The sequence below is a fragment of the Paraburkholderia susongensis genome (genome assembly GCF_900177725.1).
GTDB lineage: Bacteria > Pseudomonadota > Gammaproteobacteria > Burkholderiales > Burkholderiaceae > Paraburkholderia > Paraburkholderia susongensis.
This window is the reverse complement of record NZ_FXAT01000011.1, coordinates 63,723-78,218: the sequence shown is the minus strand read 5'-3', so window position 1 is coordinate 78,218 and position 14,496 is coordinate 63,723. Positions and strand designations below refer to the sequence as shown.

The 14,496-nt window shown below is 63.6% G+C and carries 17 protein-coding genes; 7 read left to right on the top strand and 10 right to left on the bottom strand.

Annotation, left to right across the window (positions count from 1 at the left end; all coding sequences use genetic code 11):
* Positions 1–7: 7 nt before the first annotated feature.
* Positions 8–991, bottom strand: coding sequence for an L-histidine N(alpha)-methyltransferase (gene egtD, locus B9Z01_RS26390; protein ID WP_085488496.1), 984 nt, complete (start codon positions 989–991; stop codon positions 8–10).
* Between the two features lie 575 nt (positions 992–1,566).
* Between egtD and rarD the strand changes: the two genes are divergently transcribed.
* Entirely contained in the window at positions 1,567–2,463 is an 897-nt protein-coding gene (gene rarD, locus B9Z01_RS26385) for an EamA family transporter RarD (protein ID WP_085488600.1), read from the top strand.
* Positions 2,464–2,498: 35 nt separating this feature from the next.
* Here the strand turns inward: rarD and B9Z01_RS26380 are convergent, their stop codons facing one another.
* Positions 2,499–3,038: an Mpo1 family 2-hydroxy fatty acid dioxygenase gene (locus B9Z01_RS26380; RefSeq protein WP_085488495.1), complete on the bottom strand. Its 540-nt coding sequence runs from the start codon at positions 3,036–3,038 to the stop codon at positions 2,499–2,501.
* A 112-nt stretch (positions 3,039–3,150) separates the two neighbouring features.
* Between B9Z01_RS26380 and B9Z01_RS26375 the strand changes: the two genes are divergently transcribed.
* Entirely contained in the window at positions 3,151–3,849 is a 699-nt protein-coding gene (locus B9Z01_RS26375) for a Crp/Fnr family transcriptional regulator (protein ID WP_085488494.1), read from the top strand.
* A gap of 35 nt (positions 3,850–3,884) precedes the next feature.
* Here B9Z01_RS26375 and B9Z01_RS26370 read toward each other — a convergent pair whose 3' ends face one another.
* From B9Z01_RS26370 to B9Z01_RS26340, 7 genes are all read right to left on the bottom strand, one after another.
* A complete protein-coding gene (locus tag B9Z01_RS26370; protein ID WP_085488493.1) occupies positions 3,885–4,223 on the bottom strand; it encodes a hypothetical protein in 339 nt (112 codons plus the stop codon).
* Positions 4,224–4,506: 283 nt separating this feature from the next.
* Positions 4,507–4,893 carry a hypothetical protein gene (locus tag B9Z01_RS26365; protein ID WP_085488492.1) on the bottom strand — a complete coding sequence of 129 codons (387 nt, stop codon included), beginning with the start codon at positions 4,891–4,893 and terminating at the stop codon, positions 4,507–4,509.
* 319 nt (positions 4,894–5,212) lie between these two features.
* On the bottom strand, positions 5,213–5,473 hold the full coding sequence (locus tag B9Z01_RS26360) for a hypothetical protein (protein ID WP_085488491.1): 261 nt from the start codon (positions 5,471–5,473) through the stop codon (positions 5,213–5,215).
* Positions 5,466–6,215, bottom strand: coding sequence for a DNA/RNA non-specific endonuclease (locus tag B9Z01_RS26355; protein WP_085488490.1), 750 nt, complete (start codon positions 6,213–6,215; stop codon positions 5,466–5,468). Before B9Z01_RS26355 ends, B9Z01_RS26360 begins: the two co-directional genes overlap by 8 nt.
* 294 nt (positions 6,216–6,509) lie before the next feature.
* Positions 6,510–6,869, bottom strand: a complete 360-nt coding sequence (locus tag B9Z01_RS26350; protein ID WP_085488489.1) for a DUF3564 domain-containing protein — start codon at positions 6,867–6,869, stop codon at positions 6,510–6,512.
* A 237-nt stretch (positions 6,870–7,106) separates the two neighbouring features.
* Positions 7,107–8,819 carry an acid phosphatase gene (locus B9Z01_RS26345; RefSeq protein WP_085488488.1) on the bottom strand — a complete coding sequence of 571 codons (1,713 nt, stop codon included), beginning with the start codon at positions 8,817–8,819 and terminating at the stop codon, positions 7,107–7,109.
* Between the two features lie 97 nt (positions 8,820–8,916).
* Complete coding sequence (locus tag B9Z01_RS26340) at positions 8,917–9,213, bottom strand: hypothetical protein (protein ID WP_085488487.1); 297 nt, start codon at positions 9,211–9,213, stop codon at positions 8,917–8,919.
* Between the two features lie 214 nt (positions 9,214–9,427).
* Here B9Z01_RS26340 and B9Z01_RS26335 point away from each other — a divergent pair, with 214 nt between their 5' ends.
* A complete protein-coding gene (locus B9Z01_RS26335) occupies positions 9,428–10,393 on the top strand; it encodes an IclR family transcriptional regulator (protein WP_085488486.1) in 966 nt (321 codons plus the stop codon).
* A 71-nt stretch (positions 10,394–10,464) separates the two neighbouring features.
* Here B9Z01_RS26335 and B9Z01_RS26330 read toward each other — a convergent pair whose 3' ends face one another.
* Positions 10,465–11,538, bottom strand: a complete 1,074-nt coding sequence (locus B9Z01_RS26330; protein ID WP_085488485.1) for a porin — start codon at positions 11,536–11,538, stop codon at positions 10,465–10,467.
* 437 nt (positions 11,539–11,975) lie between these two features.
* On the opposite strand from B9Z01_RS26330, the gene B9Z01_RS26325 reads away from it, so the two are divergent.
* The 4 genes from B9Z01_RS26325 to B9Z01_RS26310 are packed head-to-tail and all read left to right on the top strand — an operon-like array spanning position 11,976 to position 14,494.
* The gene (locus tag B9Z01_RS26325) at positions 11,976–12,290 is read left to right on the top strand and encodes a non-heme iron oxygenase ferredoxin subunit (protein WP_062130507.1); all 315 of its coding nucleotides are present in this window, start codon (positions 11,976–11,978) and stop codon (positions 12,288–12,290) included.
* 1 nt (position 12,291) lies between these two features.
* Positions 12,292–12,603: a recombinase-like helix-turn-helix domain-containing protein gene (locus tag B9Z01_RS26320; protein ID WP_085488484.1), complete on the top strand. Its 312-nt coding sequence runs from the start codon at positions 12,292–12,294 to the stop codon at positions 12,601–12,603.
* 48 nt (positions 12,604–12,651) lie between these two features.
* Positions 12,652–13,734, top strand: coding sequence for an aromatic ring-hydroxylating dioxygenase subunit alpha (locus B9Z01_RS26315; protein ID WP_085488483.1), 1,083 nt, complete (start codon positions 12,652–12,654; stop codon positions 13,732–13,734).
* Positions 13,727–14,494 carry an SDR family oxidoreductase gene (locus B9Z01_RS26310; RefSeq protein WP_085488482.1) on the top strand — a complete coding sequence of 256 codons (768 nt, stop codon included), beginning with the start codon at positions 13,727–13,729 and terminating at the stop codon, positions 14,492–14,494. Before B9Z01_RS26315 ends, B9Z01_RS26310 begins: the two co-directional genes overlap by 8 nt.
* The last annotated feature ends 2 nt before the right edge of the window (positions 14,495–14,496 follow it).

Sequence of the window (14,496 nt, the reverse complement as noted above, 5' to 3'; positions counted from 1 at the left end):
GCAACGTTCATCGCGCCACCAGCAAACTCTCGGCAAAGCCCCACTCTTTCTCGATCCATTGATGGCTGCATGCGAAGCCGGCGTCGTCGGCGATCGCGGGTAGTTCTTCCGCCCGATATTTGTGGCTGCTCTCGGTCCAGATCGTTTCGCCTTCCTCGAGCGACACCGTCAATTGCGCCGCGCGCACATGCGCGGTGACGTCGCGCTTCGCGCGCAGATGCATCTCGATGCTGCGCGCGTCCGGATTGAAGCGCGCGACGTGCTCGAACGCGTCGAGCGGAAAGTCGCCGTCGAGTTCGCGATTGATGCGCGCGAGCAGATTCAGGTTGAACGAGGCGGTCACGCCGATCGCATCATCGTATGCGGCAATCAGCACCGGCGTCGGCTTGATGAGATCGGTGCCGAGCAGCAACGCGTCGCCGGGCGCGAGCATGTTGCGGATATCGCGCAGAAAACGCGTGGCCGCGAGCCTGCCGAAATTGCCGATCGTGCTGCCGAGAAACAGCACGAGTAGCCGCTCGTGCGCCGCGCGTTGCCGGCTCACTTCGGCGAGACCGGCCAGATAGTCGCGCTCGTAACCGACGATCGAAATCCGCTCGATGTCGCCGAGCTCGCGCCGGCACAACTGCAATGCGGTGCGCGAAATTTCAATCGGGCAGTAAGAAGTGGGGCGCTTTTTACACAGTGCTTCAAGAATGCGCCGCGTTTTACGGCCGCTGCCGCTGCCGAGTTCGGCGACGGTCACGTCATGAGGCAGATGCTCGACGATGTCCGCCGCGTGCTTCGTGAGCAGCCGTTCCTCGGCGCGCGTCACGCCGTATTCGGGCAATACGGTAATCACTTCAAAAAGTGCGGAGCCCACTTCGTCGTACAGATACTTCGACGGCAGTTCTTTCTGCGGCGTGTGGGCAAGTCCGGCGCGCACCTCTGCGGCAAAGGCTGCGCGCAGGTCGGAAGGCGAGTTGCTGAGCGATAGGGCTGACTGGGTCATGCTGGCTCCAGGAGTCATATTCGATGAGCGGGATTGCTGGCCGGGTAGTGGCATGCGCGGTGAAACGCGGTTGACGCATGCCGTGGGCGAGAAGCGCGGGTGTGATCGTCACGGCCGGCTGACCGAGGTCAGGACGGCGTGCGGGACTGCATTCGCGGGCCCGGCTCGAGAGTGCTGCGTTTGTTGTCGCGAACGCGTGACGAACAGCGTGCAAAGCTTCGTAGCAAGATTCGCGCTCAAGCGGGGATTGAACCAGGTTTGCACCGGAATGCGGTTCGCCCGCCGCAGCGCATGAAGTTATGTTCTAGTGCATCGACGCCCGATGCGCACGGACTAATTGCAGTTCATTGCCGAAAAAGCGCAGCCCCCCGCCGACCGATAACCCGTCTAGAATGCCGGCTTGCGCCGTTGATCCCGAACAGGACGCAGCGCCTGCCGCATGGCTTGCGGAGGCTTCCCGCTCAAGAGACTTCACTTCCAATGACAACAACGAATGCCGCGCGCCCGCATGCTGCGCCGCCAGCCCGCGTGCGGGCAACCACACCGATTTCGCACTACGCACGACGGGCCGCGCGATGAACCAGCAAGACGTCAGGCGCGGTATTGCGCTTTCGGTCGGCGCGTGCGCGATGTTCGCATTACTGTCTGCTTACGCGACCTTGCTCGCGCCGCTCACGGGGCTCGACATCTTCGCGTGGCGCATCGTGTGGACCGTGCCGGGCGCACTGCTGCTCGTCGCGCTGCGCAAACGTCTGCCGATTTTGCGCCAGCTTCTTTGCCGCATGATGACCGAGCCGAAGCTCGGCGCCGCGATGAGCGCGAGCGCGGCTTTGCTCGGCCTGCAATTGTGGCTCTTTCTGTGGGCTCCGCTGCATGGGCGCATGCTCGAAGTGTCGCTCGGCTATTTCCTGATGCCGCTCGTGATGGTGCTGGTCGCGCGCTTCCACTATCACGAACGGCTCGACGCGTTGCAGTGGCTCGCTGTCGCGTGCGCGGCGGTGGGCGTCGCTCACGAGCTGTGGGTGACGGGCGCGTTTTCGTGGCCGACGCTGATCGTCGCGCTCGGCTATCCGCCGTACCTGGTGCTGCGTCGCAGGATCAATCAGGATTCGCTCGCGATGTTCACGGTCGAGATGGCGTTGATACTGCCGGTGGCTGCCGTGCTCATCGTCAGCGGTGGTTCGCTGCATGCGATTGCCGGCCGCCCGCTGATGTGGTGCGTGCTGTTGCCGGGCCTCGGCGCGTTGAGCACGCTCGCACTCGCGTCGTATCTGAAGGCGAGCCGCCTGTTGCCGGTCGCGTTGTTCGGCATTCTCGGCTATGTCGAGCCGGTGCTGCTCGTGCTCGTGTCGATCACGCTGCTGCGCGAGACGCTGAGCGCCGCGCAACTCGCCACGTACGTGCCGATCTGGATCGCGGTGGCGTTGACCGCGTTGCATAGCGTGCGGCTGGTGCGCTTCGCGCCGAATTGAGCGGTATGGCTCGAATGCATCGCGCGGTGTGACGATCAGCGATGCGCTTCGGCACGCGCGGCGTTGATGCGCGTCGGACCGACCTGCGCCTCGATCGCCTCGCGCAGATCGGGACGCCAGCCGGCACCGAACAGCGCTTCCGCGAGCACGAAAAGCGGCCCGATCAGCAGGCCGATCACGTCGTCGACGAAGGCCGGCTTGCGATGTTCGTACGCGACGTGGCCGATGAACTGGAACACCCAGCCGATCACGAACAGGCCGATGCCGGTGGTGAGCCACACGAGCGTCGATTGCGCGGCGATCCACTCGCCGAAGGCGATGCACAGCGCCGAGACGCAGGCCATCGTCACGCCGAGCGGCACGTCGAGCACGAGGTAGTAAACGGTGGCAGCGACGAACAACAGCCACGCCGGCGACAACATCACCGGGAACATGCCGGCGCCGAAAGCAGGGCGGCTCAGCAGCACGGCGAGCGCAAGCACGATCATCGGAATGCCGACGAAGTGCGTGGCGATATTGCGCCGGTCGCGATGATAGGCCGCGTATTGCGTCAGTTGCTGCGTCAGCGTTCTCATGAGTGCCGCTCCTGTGTCGAAGTCAGCATAATCGCGGGTAGCGGAATTTGAAACCATCGGGTAGCCGACAATCAGCGATAAATCAGCGACCATCGCGCACGGATGCCGTCCCATGACTGAGCGTTTTTCATCGAATGAGCTTGCCGCGCTGCTTGCGCGCAGCGCGTGGTTTCGCGCGGCGCCCGCCGGCATGCGCACGGAGTTGATCGAAGCGGGGCGCGTCGAAAGCCTCGCTGCTGGTCAGCGGCTCTTCACGCGCGGCGATGCCGACGATGGGCTCTATTGCGTGCTCGACGGTCTCGTGAGAATCGGCGCGGCGAGTCCGGCGGGCAAGGAAGCATTGCTCGCCGTGATCGAGCCGGTGAACTGGTTCGGCGAGATAGCGCTGTTCGACAGTCGGCCGCGAACTCACGACGCGTATGCTGAGCGCGATTCCGAACTGTTTCATGTGCCGCGCGCAGCGCTTGCTGCGTTGCTCGAACGCACACCGGCTTACTGGCATGTGTTCGGCCTGCTGCTCACGCACAAGCTGCGTCTCGTGTTCGACGTGATCGAGGAAGCCGCGCTGCTGCCTGCCGCGCAGCGCGTGGCGCGTCGTCTGTTGCTGATGGCGGGCGGCTACGGCGAAGCCGGCGCGCTGCGCCGCGTGCTCCGGGTCCCACAGGAAGATCTCGCGATGATGCTCGCGTTGTCGCGCCAGACGATCAATCAGGTGCTCAAGCACTTCGAAACGCAAGGCGCGTTGAAGCTCGGCTATGCGGAGATAGAGATCGTCGACGCGGACAAGCTGCGTGCACTGGCGGACGAATAGAACGGCACGCCGCAAGCGGCTGGCGGCATGCGAAATTAACGCGCTCCCGCGGTGCCGGCACGCCGTTTCAATGGGCCGATCGTTGCGGCGGGGAGAGTCGAGAGCAGCGTGTGCAACGTGAAGTCGAGATCTTCGCGCGCAATGTCGAGTTGCACGCGGATTTCGTTTCGCACGGCTTCCGTGCTGACCACATACACGCCGAGCGGCGAATGAAGCAGCGCGCGTAGCTGGGTGCCGGCGTGATCGTGAGGCGGGTGGGGCAGGCTCACGTGCAGAAGCGCGCGTGTCGACGGAAACGGGATGACGTTGTTGCGTTGAACCTGCCTGCTGGCAGGCTGCGGCGCGAGCTCGCCGATTGGTTGCGTGAGAGCCATGTGATGCAGCGTTCGTTTGACGCGCTAATGAGTTGGAACGGTTCGAGATTAAACTTCGGCGAATAAAGACAGTGCAAAAATTCGCGTGTGTGTCGGCAAAATGATACGGCGTGAAAGTATGCATTCGCACAGCGCCATACGTGGCTCGCACGCCTTCGCGCAATCCGCACGGAAAAAAGGCGAGTCATATGACTCGCCCTCCCTGAACGGCGCAACCCGGCTTCGATCAGCTTCTATTTCAACGACACCTGCATGGCCGGTAAGCGCCGGAACCGATCACGTGTTATTGCGTTTTCGTCGTGTCGGCTTGTGCGCCGTCGGCTTTTGCCGGGGCATTGCTGGCCTCTTTCGCGCTCCCCGCCGGAGTCTTCGTGGCGCTCGTTTCAACGGCTTTTTTCTTGGCCGACTTGTGGGTTTTCTTCGTATGGGCGGAAGTCTTTTTCACATGCGACTTCGCGGTGGCGTGCGCGGGTGCTTTCGTAGCGGTAGCGCTTTCGTCGGTGGCGCCGGTTTGCGCGGCGGTGCTCGCCTTCAGATTCGCCTGACCGGCGGGCTGCGTTTGCGTGGCTTGCGCGGGTTGTGCGGATTGCGTCGTCGACGGTGCGGCCGTCTGAGCAAAGGCGGTCGACACGAGCAGAGCAGAAGCGAGAGCGGCGAAAAGCGTCTTCATGATGTGACTCCTTGGTTGAACCGGTGGATTCTTGTGTCGCGGCTGAATCATTTCAGCGCTGCCGGTTTAACGTAGGGCGCAGTAGCGGAGTTGACGCTGTCGTGGTGACAAAACGTAACTACTGCGTCTTCGCTGATACATGTCGGAATGCCGGATTCGGCGGTCGGTTCGCTGGAGAGCGGGAAGAAGAAAGCGCAAAAGAACGCACAAAAGAGAGAGGCGGAAGAAGAGCTCTTCCGCCTCTTAACAATACTTTGCTTTTGCGGGCTGGCTAATATGCGACTACCGCGAGATTAAAGCGTAGCGCAAGCCACCCGCGTCATTGAAACGGATTCCGCACGACGCCAGGTTTTTCATCGGGCTCGTCCTTCACCTTTGCCGGTAAATCCGCTTGCGCCTGCAGGCTCGCAACGATTGCGTCCACCGCTTCCTTCAGTGCGAGCGCCGCCTTCAGTCCGGACTGATCGCGTGTCAATTCCAGCGTGCCGTTCAGCACGACGCGCGCAGTGCCGTTGCTGAGCGTGAGCGCGTCGCCCTGAATGTTGAGCACATCGTCATCGTTCGAATAGGGTTTAAACACCTTTCAGTCCTCCTGGCCGCTGGTCCTTGAGGTTCTCCGGAATGCCCGGAAAACGGATGCCCGATACCGCTTCGAGTTCGTGAATCGTCCGGATGTCGTAACGGTTGGTCGAGACATTATCGGCCACGACCGCGAACGCCATGTGTCGCGACGGCACATAGACGACTTTGTACAACTGCGTTGGCACGAATACGCGCGTCGGCCCGATGGTCCGCAACTGCTGGCCGACGAAGAGCGGCCCGGTGACGACGTATGTGTCGTCGTAGGAGAGCGCGATCTTGCGTACCGCCGTTTCGATGCGTGCCCACAATCGCTGGTTGTTCTGACGGTCTTGCGGCACGATGTTGGCAAGCGAGAACGATTGCGCCATCGCCTGTTCGTTCCAGCGATTGCCCGCCGGGCTCATATGGCCGCGATCGAAGCCGCTGCGTTTGTAGTCGGCGAGCGTTGCGCCTTCGCCGTCGGGCAAACGCGCGTCTTCGAAGAACTTGTTGGTGCGCGTCATCTCTTTCGCCGCTTCGATATGCTCGCGCGTCAGATGCTCGGCGGACCACAGCGGACCGTGCGTGACGCCCGAATGCAGCACCGCGAAATCGCTATAGCAGAGCAGGCGCGTTTTCGGCGCCATCTTCTGATTGGTGAGGACGGGCCATTGCGCATTCGGCGTGAACTGGGTGCAGGAAGGCGCTGCGCTCGCGTGCGCGGCGACAGCGAATAACAGGCAGGCAAGCCACTTCTTCATGTGTCGAGGGATCGATGGATGGGGGCGCAAGTATAGCGTCGCGGCTCGCCAGTATTGAATTCGCGATGCTCGCCGGGATAAACCAGCGGACAAAAAAATGGGCCGCTTTGCAGCGACCCGAATGCGTGGACTTCCGACTCTACGTACGCAAGCTTAAGAACGTCTTAAGCGTGGCGGCGCTACGTTGCCGATGTGCGCGTTCACGTACGCGCGCAGTGACACCTGCGAGCAAGCGTTCGCGCGTGAGCCGGAAGTTTCGACCGGAAGAGGAGGAGAGGTAAATCGCGCTAGAACCTAATTACCGAACACGCTGTTTTCCGCGCGGACCTTCTGGCGGTCCACCGCCTGCAGACGCCAGAATCCGCTGGCCGGCTTGTGCGTGGGAAGCGCTGTCCATGCGGCGGCGCCCTGCGCCGCGCTCACGCGTTCCTTGCGATCGACATGCAAGCCGCGCAACGTACAAAGCGGTGCTTCCGCGCTCGGCGCACAGAGGGTGGTCACGCCGTCCTCGTCGTGCAACTCGCCCCACGGGGGCAGATCGATCCCTTGATGCGCTTCTCGCGACCACCGGTGTTCGTCGGTGTCGAGCCAGAGCACAGCATAGTCGTGGCTTACGGTGGGATCGGAACCGTTGATCAGGATGGTCAGTCGCATGTCAGTTCCGTACAAATTGCGAAGTGCTTTATTAGTCTAGGCGGCGCCGCGCGTTATGCAAGGCGAAAGGTGCGAGGTGTTTGAGCGAGAACAAAGGGCGCATGTGCGGCGCGTCGGCAGCGCGACGGGCGCAGCGGTTGCACCTGTCGCGAACCACGTATCGCGGCGAAAACCGGGCGCCGGCGCGAGCGGATCGCGCACTCAATTAAACGCTATCGAGCCGGCTCTCAGGGGAGATCAGGCGAGATCGAGCGGGGCCGTCAGATCGCCGAGCGGCGCGAGCCCGTTGCTCGCAAACGCCTTGTCGCGCGCCACCACGCCGTCGAGCGGCGCGAGCCCGTGCACGCGGCTGATGAAGCGCAGAATCGAGTTCGTGTCGTACACCGTGTGATCGACGTAGCCCTTTTTCGCGAGCGGCGAGATCACGAGCGCGGGAATTCGCGAGCCCGGACCCCAGCGGTCGCCGATCGGCGGCGAGACGTGGTCCCACCAGCCGCCGTTTTCGTCGACGGTAACGATCACGACCGTATTCGCCCACTGCGGGCCGCGCTGGATGTGCTCGATCAGCGTCGCGATATGACGGTCGCCCGATTCGACGTCCGCGTAACCCGCGTGCATGTTCAGATCGCCTTGCGGCTTGTAGAACGTGACGGTGGGCAGGCGTCCGGCATCGATATCGGCGATCAGACGATTGGTCGACGCGTCGTTGCCGAGGCCGCCGTCGCGCAGATAGCGGCGGCGCGCCGCGGTGCCCGGCGCGTAATTGGCGAAGTAGTTGAACGGCTGATGGTGGTACTGGAAGTCGGGCATCGAGCCCGTGTCGCGATGATCGAGCGCAAACTGCCACGCGCCGCTGTACCACGCCCAGTCGACGCCCTTGTCCGTCAGGCGGTCGCCGATCGTCGCGTAATGCTGCGGCGGCATGACGCGCGGGTCCGACAGGTCCGCGAAGGCCGGGTTGCCGCCTTCGGCCGGGCGCACGCTGCTCGGCTGATAGGGCGGCGCCATCGTGTTGACCGCGTAGCCGTCGGCGGTGAACGCGCCGTCGTTGACGAATTTCGGCGGACCGTCGAGCGCCGAGGCGGGCGAGTTCGGCGCGAGCTTCAGGCGCGTGCCGCTCGGGTCGTCGCCTTCGACGACGGACACCATTTTCTTCGCCGGGCTGTTGTGGATGTCGGGATAGTAGGGCGCCTGCGCCGAGATCAGAAAGATGTGGTTCAGCCACGAGCCGCCGAAAGCGGCCATGAAGAAGTTGTCGCACAGCGTGTACTGCTGCGCGAGATTCCATAGGCGCAATGTGTCGGCGGAGTTGCGGTAATGCCCCATCACGAGGCCGCCGGAATCGCCCCACGCGGCGAACTGGTTGTTGCGCCCCGCGTTGATCTGCATCTGGTTCTGATAGAAGCGGTGCACGAGGTCGCGTGTGATGACGCCGTTCGGCAGCGGCGCGCCGTGCGCGTCGACGAGCCGGAACGGCCGGTTGTGCAGATGATCGAGATCCTTCTCGCCGATCATGAAGCGCTTGCCGTCCACTTCCTGCGCCTGCGGCACGAGCCCGCCCCAGATTGCCGGCAGACGCGGCAGCGGCGTCTTGCCGTCGCGGTCGAGCTGCACGTAGCGCTCGGCGGTGACCGCGTCGAGCGGATGCTGGACGCCCGGGTAGTTGCCGTAGAGGTTCGCGAAGCTGCGGTTCTCGGCGTAGATCACCACGATGTTCTTCACCTGATCGTGCAGCGCAGCGTCGAGCCGAAGGTCGGCGGCGCTGCGCGGCGGCCCGTTGCCCGCCAGGCCCTCGCCGGTCTTGCAGCCGGTCAGCGCGAGGCCGAGGCCGACCGCCGCGAGACCGGTGAGGACGCGGCGGCGTTCGGGATCGTCGGGTGAGTCGGCGGTGTTGTCGACGCCGTTGGGGTTGTCGAGATTGGGCGGCAGGTGAGGATCGTGATCGGTCATCGGCTGGTTCCGGGTTGAGGTGACGCTCGCATCCGCGACGCACACGGCGGCGCGCGGCACCGGTTGCGGATTCGAAGAGGCCGGCGGGCCTCGCGGCTTACGGCAGCCGGCGCTTCACGCGCCAGCTGTTGTGCGTTGCATCGACTGCAAATAGTAGCCAGTGCCGTGCGTCCACGGGATGACGCTTTTGTGTCGCATAACCGTCGACGGCCAATTCGAGTTCATCAGGCGCGCGCCGGTGGCAGGTGGCATGCGCGCCCGAGCCATCCGCGAATTCGACGATTGCCTTCGCGAGACCCACTGCGGCGGACGGTTCGGGCAGATGCGCGATGCGCACCGGGCAGCCCGGATAAAGATGCGAGTCGGCTACCTGAATCTGGATGGAATCGGACATGGCGTGGCCTCCATACGCTCGGGCGGCGCGAGCGCGCGGCGGCGCAACGTGCCGCGCGGCGGACCGGCTCAAAGAATAGCATCGCGCCGGCGATCCGCAATACGCTTGCGGCGGCGCGCGAGCCGCCGGGGCAGGCGCGCCGCGCGGAGCGCCGCGGTCTTCGCGCTATCATGACGATCTGTACACGATGAACCACAAAGAAACGGCAGCCACGATGGCAAAAGAAGACCAGACAGGAGTGGGACGCAAGCAGATGAAGCCGCGCGCCGCGGCTGTCCCGGCTGTGCAGAACGAAGCGGCGCAGCTCACGGACGCCGATGCGGCCGGTGCCGTTGACGACGAGAGCGCCGGCGGATCGACCTATCTCGTGCCGGGCCTCGAACGCGGCCTGCGCATCCTCGCGGAATTCAGCGCGCGCGAGCCGGTGCTCGGCGCGCCCGAACTGTCGAAGCGCATCGGCATTCCGCGCACCACGACGTTCCGCCTGCTGCAGACGCTCGCAGCACTCGGTTTTCTCGAACGCGTCAATGGCGACCGCTATTTCCGCCTGAGCGTCGCGGTGCTGCGGCTCGGCTTCGAGTACCTGAATTCGCTCGAACTGACCGACGTCGGCACGCCGATTCTCGAACGCCTGCGCGACGCCACCGGCTTGAGCACGCATCTGCTGATCCGCGATCAGCGCGACGTCGTGTTCGTCGCCAAGGCGCAGACGCATGAGCCGATGTTCAGCTCGGTCAAGGTGCACGTCGGCACGCGCCTGCCCGCTCATGCGACCGTGCATGGCCAGGTGCTGATGGGCGATCTGAGTTTCGAGGAGTTGCGCCAGCTTTATCCCGAGCCGCAGCTCGAACGCTTCACCGAACGCACGCCGGCGAGCGTCGAGGAACTGTACGGCAGGGTACGCGAAAGCGCGGCGCTCGGTTACGCGGTGAGCGAGGCGTCGTTCGAACGGGGGATTTCGGTGGTGAGCGCGCCGGTGCGCGATCAGAGCGGCAAGATCGCCGCCGCGTTGACCGTCACGATTCCGCGTTCCGATATCGGCGAAGCAGCCGAGCGCGAGCCGCTCATCATCTCGGTGTGCCAGGCGGCGCTCGATCTGTCCGAGCGCCTGAGCTATCGTCCGCGCCCGGACGATCCGACCGCGATACAGGCGCGCCGCAGGCCTGTTGCGGCTCATTGATCGCGCGGCCGGACCCGTCATTTCATATCAGACTGGCTGGCTGACAACCTCACAGCCAGCCTGACAACCGCTTAGAACGAGTGATGAATGCCGCTCAGGACGATGGCCTGATTGCGGCCGCTCGACACGCCCGCGGTGAAGAACGCCGCATCCGTGTTCGAACCCGCGCGCTGATACAGCGCGTTGATATAGACCTGCGTCGATTTCGACAGCGCATAGATGTTGCCGATCATGAACTGCGTCCAGCGATGTCCCGCGAACGTGGTCGTCGCGGCGCCGCCCGCGATCGTGTTGAACGGCGTGACCTGCCAGTTCGCGCCCGCGTCGTAGCTCTGATACGTATCCGAGTGGCCTGCGCTTTCGAGCTTCACGCGCGTGTACAGGCCGTGCACGAGCACGCTGCCGAACTGGTACGACAGGCCCAGGCCCATGTTCTGCAGGTTGTCGGCCATGTAGGTCGCGGCGGGCTGGCCCTGGAAGGTCGTGATGCCGGTCGTGACGATCGACGGCGTGCGGTTGTTCTCGTTCGAGTAGCTCGCGCCGGCCTTGAAGCCGCCGTTCGCATACGTCGCCGCGAAGCCGTATTCACGGCCGGTGGCGAAATTGGTCGTATTGCCGAGACCCATCATCGCGCCCACGCTGAAGCCGCCGAACGTCGCCGAACGGAATTTCACCGAGTTGTCGTAAGGCACGACGGCGGTGTTGGCGAGCGCGTCGATATTGCCCGGGTGAAACGCGTACCAGCTCGCGGCCTGATAACCGGTGCTGAACGTGCCGAGCACGTCGAAGCTGAACGGCGTCTGATGACCGAAGGTCAGCGTGCCGATCTGGTCCGAGGCGAGGCCCACGTAAGCCTGGCGATTGAACAGCACGCCCGGCTTCGCCATCGCGCCGGTGTTCGTATAGAAGCCGTTTTCGAGCTGGAACACCGCCTTCAGGCCGTTGCCCAGATCTTCGACGCCCTTCAGGCCCCAACGGTCGGGCTGCATGTTGCCCTGTTCCTGAATCCACTTCGAGCTGCCACCCACGTTGCTGATATACGCGACACCGGCATCGAGGCTGCCGTATAGCGTCACGCTGCTTTGCGCCCACGCGCACGTAGTCATGCAAGTTGCCGTCAAGCTGGCTGCAATGATTTGCTTCACCGTTGGTTCTCCTGATCATGCGGCGTGGACTCTCGCCGGATGTGCTGTCTCTGATCTGTGCCTGGGGTTGTGAATACCGTTCTGATTTCTTCGCCAGAACCTCATGGGCCTTACGTTCCACCTATGGACAAACGTATCGCCTATGGAAAGTATAGTGAAGCTGAAATTATTCAAAATAAATTTCAGATCGGTACAAACCCGCACATGCCCCGATGCGTTCGTCTGATGATTCGGCTCCGGCCATATCCGTCAAAGGCCCGCGCGGCTTAAGGTTGCGCGCCGCGTGGAGCGCGCCGGTGTGCCGTCGATACGACAGTCAGTGTTTTCCCCTAACAGGCCATTTTTTTATTTTCTCCGCGCAGAGCGGCTCCTATAATTGACCATACACGAACTGATGTTCCTTGTATGGAACAAAAAGGCTCAGGAGAAGGCGAGAAATGACTGAACAATGGCGCTGCGCCGGACATGCCGGCGAACTGTCCGAAGACTCCCCGCTCGAGTTCAAGCTCGACGACACGGAAATCGGCATTTACAAGGTGGGCGACGAGATCTACGCGATGGAAAACGTCTGCCCCCACGCGTACGCATTGCTGACGCAGGGCTTTGTCGACGGCGACACCGTCGAATGTCCGTTGCACGAAGCCGTGTTCCATATCCCGACCGGCAAGTGTCTGAAAGAGCCGGGCGGCCGCGACCTGAAGATGTACTCGGTACGTCTCGCAGGTGAAGAAATCCAGATCAAGGTGGAATGACATGCGAGAGGTAGCCGTGAATTTCAATCCCTTCCTGAAGCCGTGGCTCGCGCCGCAACCGAACAATGTCGCCGGCAAAGGCGTGATCGAGAAGCCGGGCGAGAGCGGCAACATGGTCTGGCAGAACCGCAAGGCCGAGCCGACCCAGTACGAAAACGACTTCGGCGATGCGCTCGAACGCGTTTTCGAAGCCGGCGCGACGGAATTGCACGAAGTCGTCGACGGTTTGAATCGCGACGGTTTCCGCACCCCGGAAGGCACTCCGTGGAGCACCGAGCGCCTCGCCGCCGAATTCCGTCTGCTCGCCGACTAGGCGCGCTTTCCCGAACACGTTTCATCGCATCCGTACTGGAGTCTCTTCATGACGTCCCCCGCTACAACTGAAGGCACGGCCGATCCGATCAAGTCGTACCTCGACAAAGGTCTGCGCAACTACTGGTATCCGGTCGCCCCGAGCTGGCAGGTCGGCAATGCACCGATCGGCGTGACCCGTCTCGGCGATCAGATCGTGCTGTGGCGCGATCAGGAAGGCAAAGTCCACGCGCTCGAAGACCGCTGCCCGCACCGCGGCGCGCGTCTGTCGCTCGGCTGGAACCTCGGCGGCAGCGTCGCGTGCTGGTATCACGGCATCGAAATCGACGGCAGCGGCACGGTCGTGAACGTACCGGCCGTGCCGAGCTGTCCGCTCGAAGGCCAGAAGTGCGTGAAGTCGTATCCGGCCGAAGAGCACGCCGGCGCGATCTTCCTGTGGTTCGGCGACGAAGCGCACAAGGAACCTGCGCCGCTCGTGTTGCCGGAAGAACTGGTTGGTGAGGAATACGCAAGTTTCCTGTGCATGTCGAACTGGAAGTGCAATTACCAGTACGCGATCGACAACGTGATGGACCCGATGCACGGCGCCTATCTGCACGCGACCTCGCACTCGATGGCCGAAGGCGACAAGCAGGCCGACATGCGCGTGCGCAAGACCGAAACCGGTCTGATGTTCGAAAAGGTCGGCCAGCGCGACGTGAACTTCGACTGGGTCGAACTCGGCGAAACCGGCTGCCTGTGGATGCGCCTCGCGATTCCGTACCGCAAGAAATTCGGCCCGGGCGGCAACTTCGGGATCATCGGCTTCGCCGTGCCCGTCGACGAAAACAACTGCCAGGTCTATTTCTGGCGCACCCGCAAAGTGCAGGGCTGGCAGCGAGACGCATGGCGCTTCCTGTACCGCAACCGCCTGGAAGGTCTGCACTGGGACGTGCTCGAACAGGACCGCTACGTGCTCGAAAGCCTCGCGCCGAACGCGCGCGAGCACGAGTTCCTGTATCAGCACGACGTCGGCATGACGCGCGTGCGCCGCATGCTGCGTCAGCGCGCGCAGCAGGATCTCGCCGCACTCGAGGCGCATCGCGCCAACGCGGCGCCCGCCGCCACGGATGCTGGTCACAGCCATGCATAACGACGCACTCACAGCGCTCAAGGGCCGGCGCATTCTCGTGACGGGCGGCGCGCGCGGTCTCGGCGCGGCGTTCGTGAGCGCGCTCGTGCAGGCCGGCGCGCAGGTCGTGTTCGGCGACGTGCTGCACGACGCGGGCCGTGCGCTCGCGGCGTCGCTGCAGGAGCAAGGCCACGCGGCGACCTACCTGCCGCTCGATCTGGCCGACCCCGCGAGCATCGCGCAGTTCGCCGAGCAGGCTGCGGCGCAGCTCGGCGGCCTCGATGCACTGATCAACAACGCGGCGATCACGAATTCCGGCGGCAAGTTCGCGGATGAACTGTCGGTGGAAACGTGGGACGCCGTGATGAACGTCAACGTGCGCGGCACCTGGCTCATGAGCACCGCCGCACTGCCTTATCTGCGCGACTCGGGCCGCGGCAGCATCGTCAACATCGCCTCGGACACGGCGATGTGGGGCGCGCCGAGGCTGTTGGCTTACGTCGCGAGCAAGGGCGCCGTGATTTCGATGACCCGCTCGCTCGCTCGCGAATTCGGCGCGCACGGCGTGACCGTCAACGCGATCGCGCCGGGCCTCACCGAAGTCGAGGCGACCGCTTACGTTCCGGCGGAGCGTCACCAGTACTACCTGCAAGGCCGCGCGCTCACGCGCGCGCAAGTGCCCGACGACGTGACCGGGCCCGTGCTGTTCCTGTTGTCCGATGCCGCTCGCTTTGTGACCGGCCAACTGCTGCCGGTCAACGGCGGCTTCGTGATGAATTGATC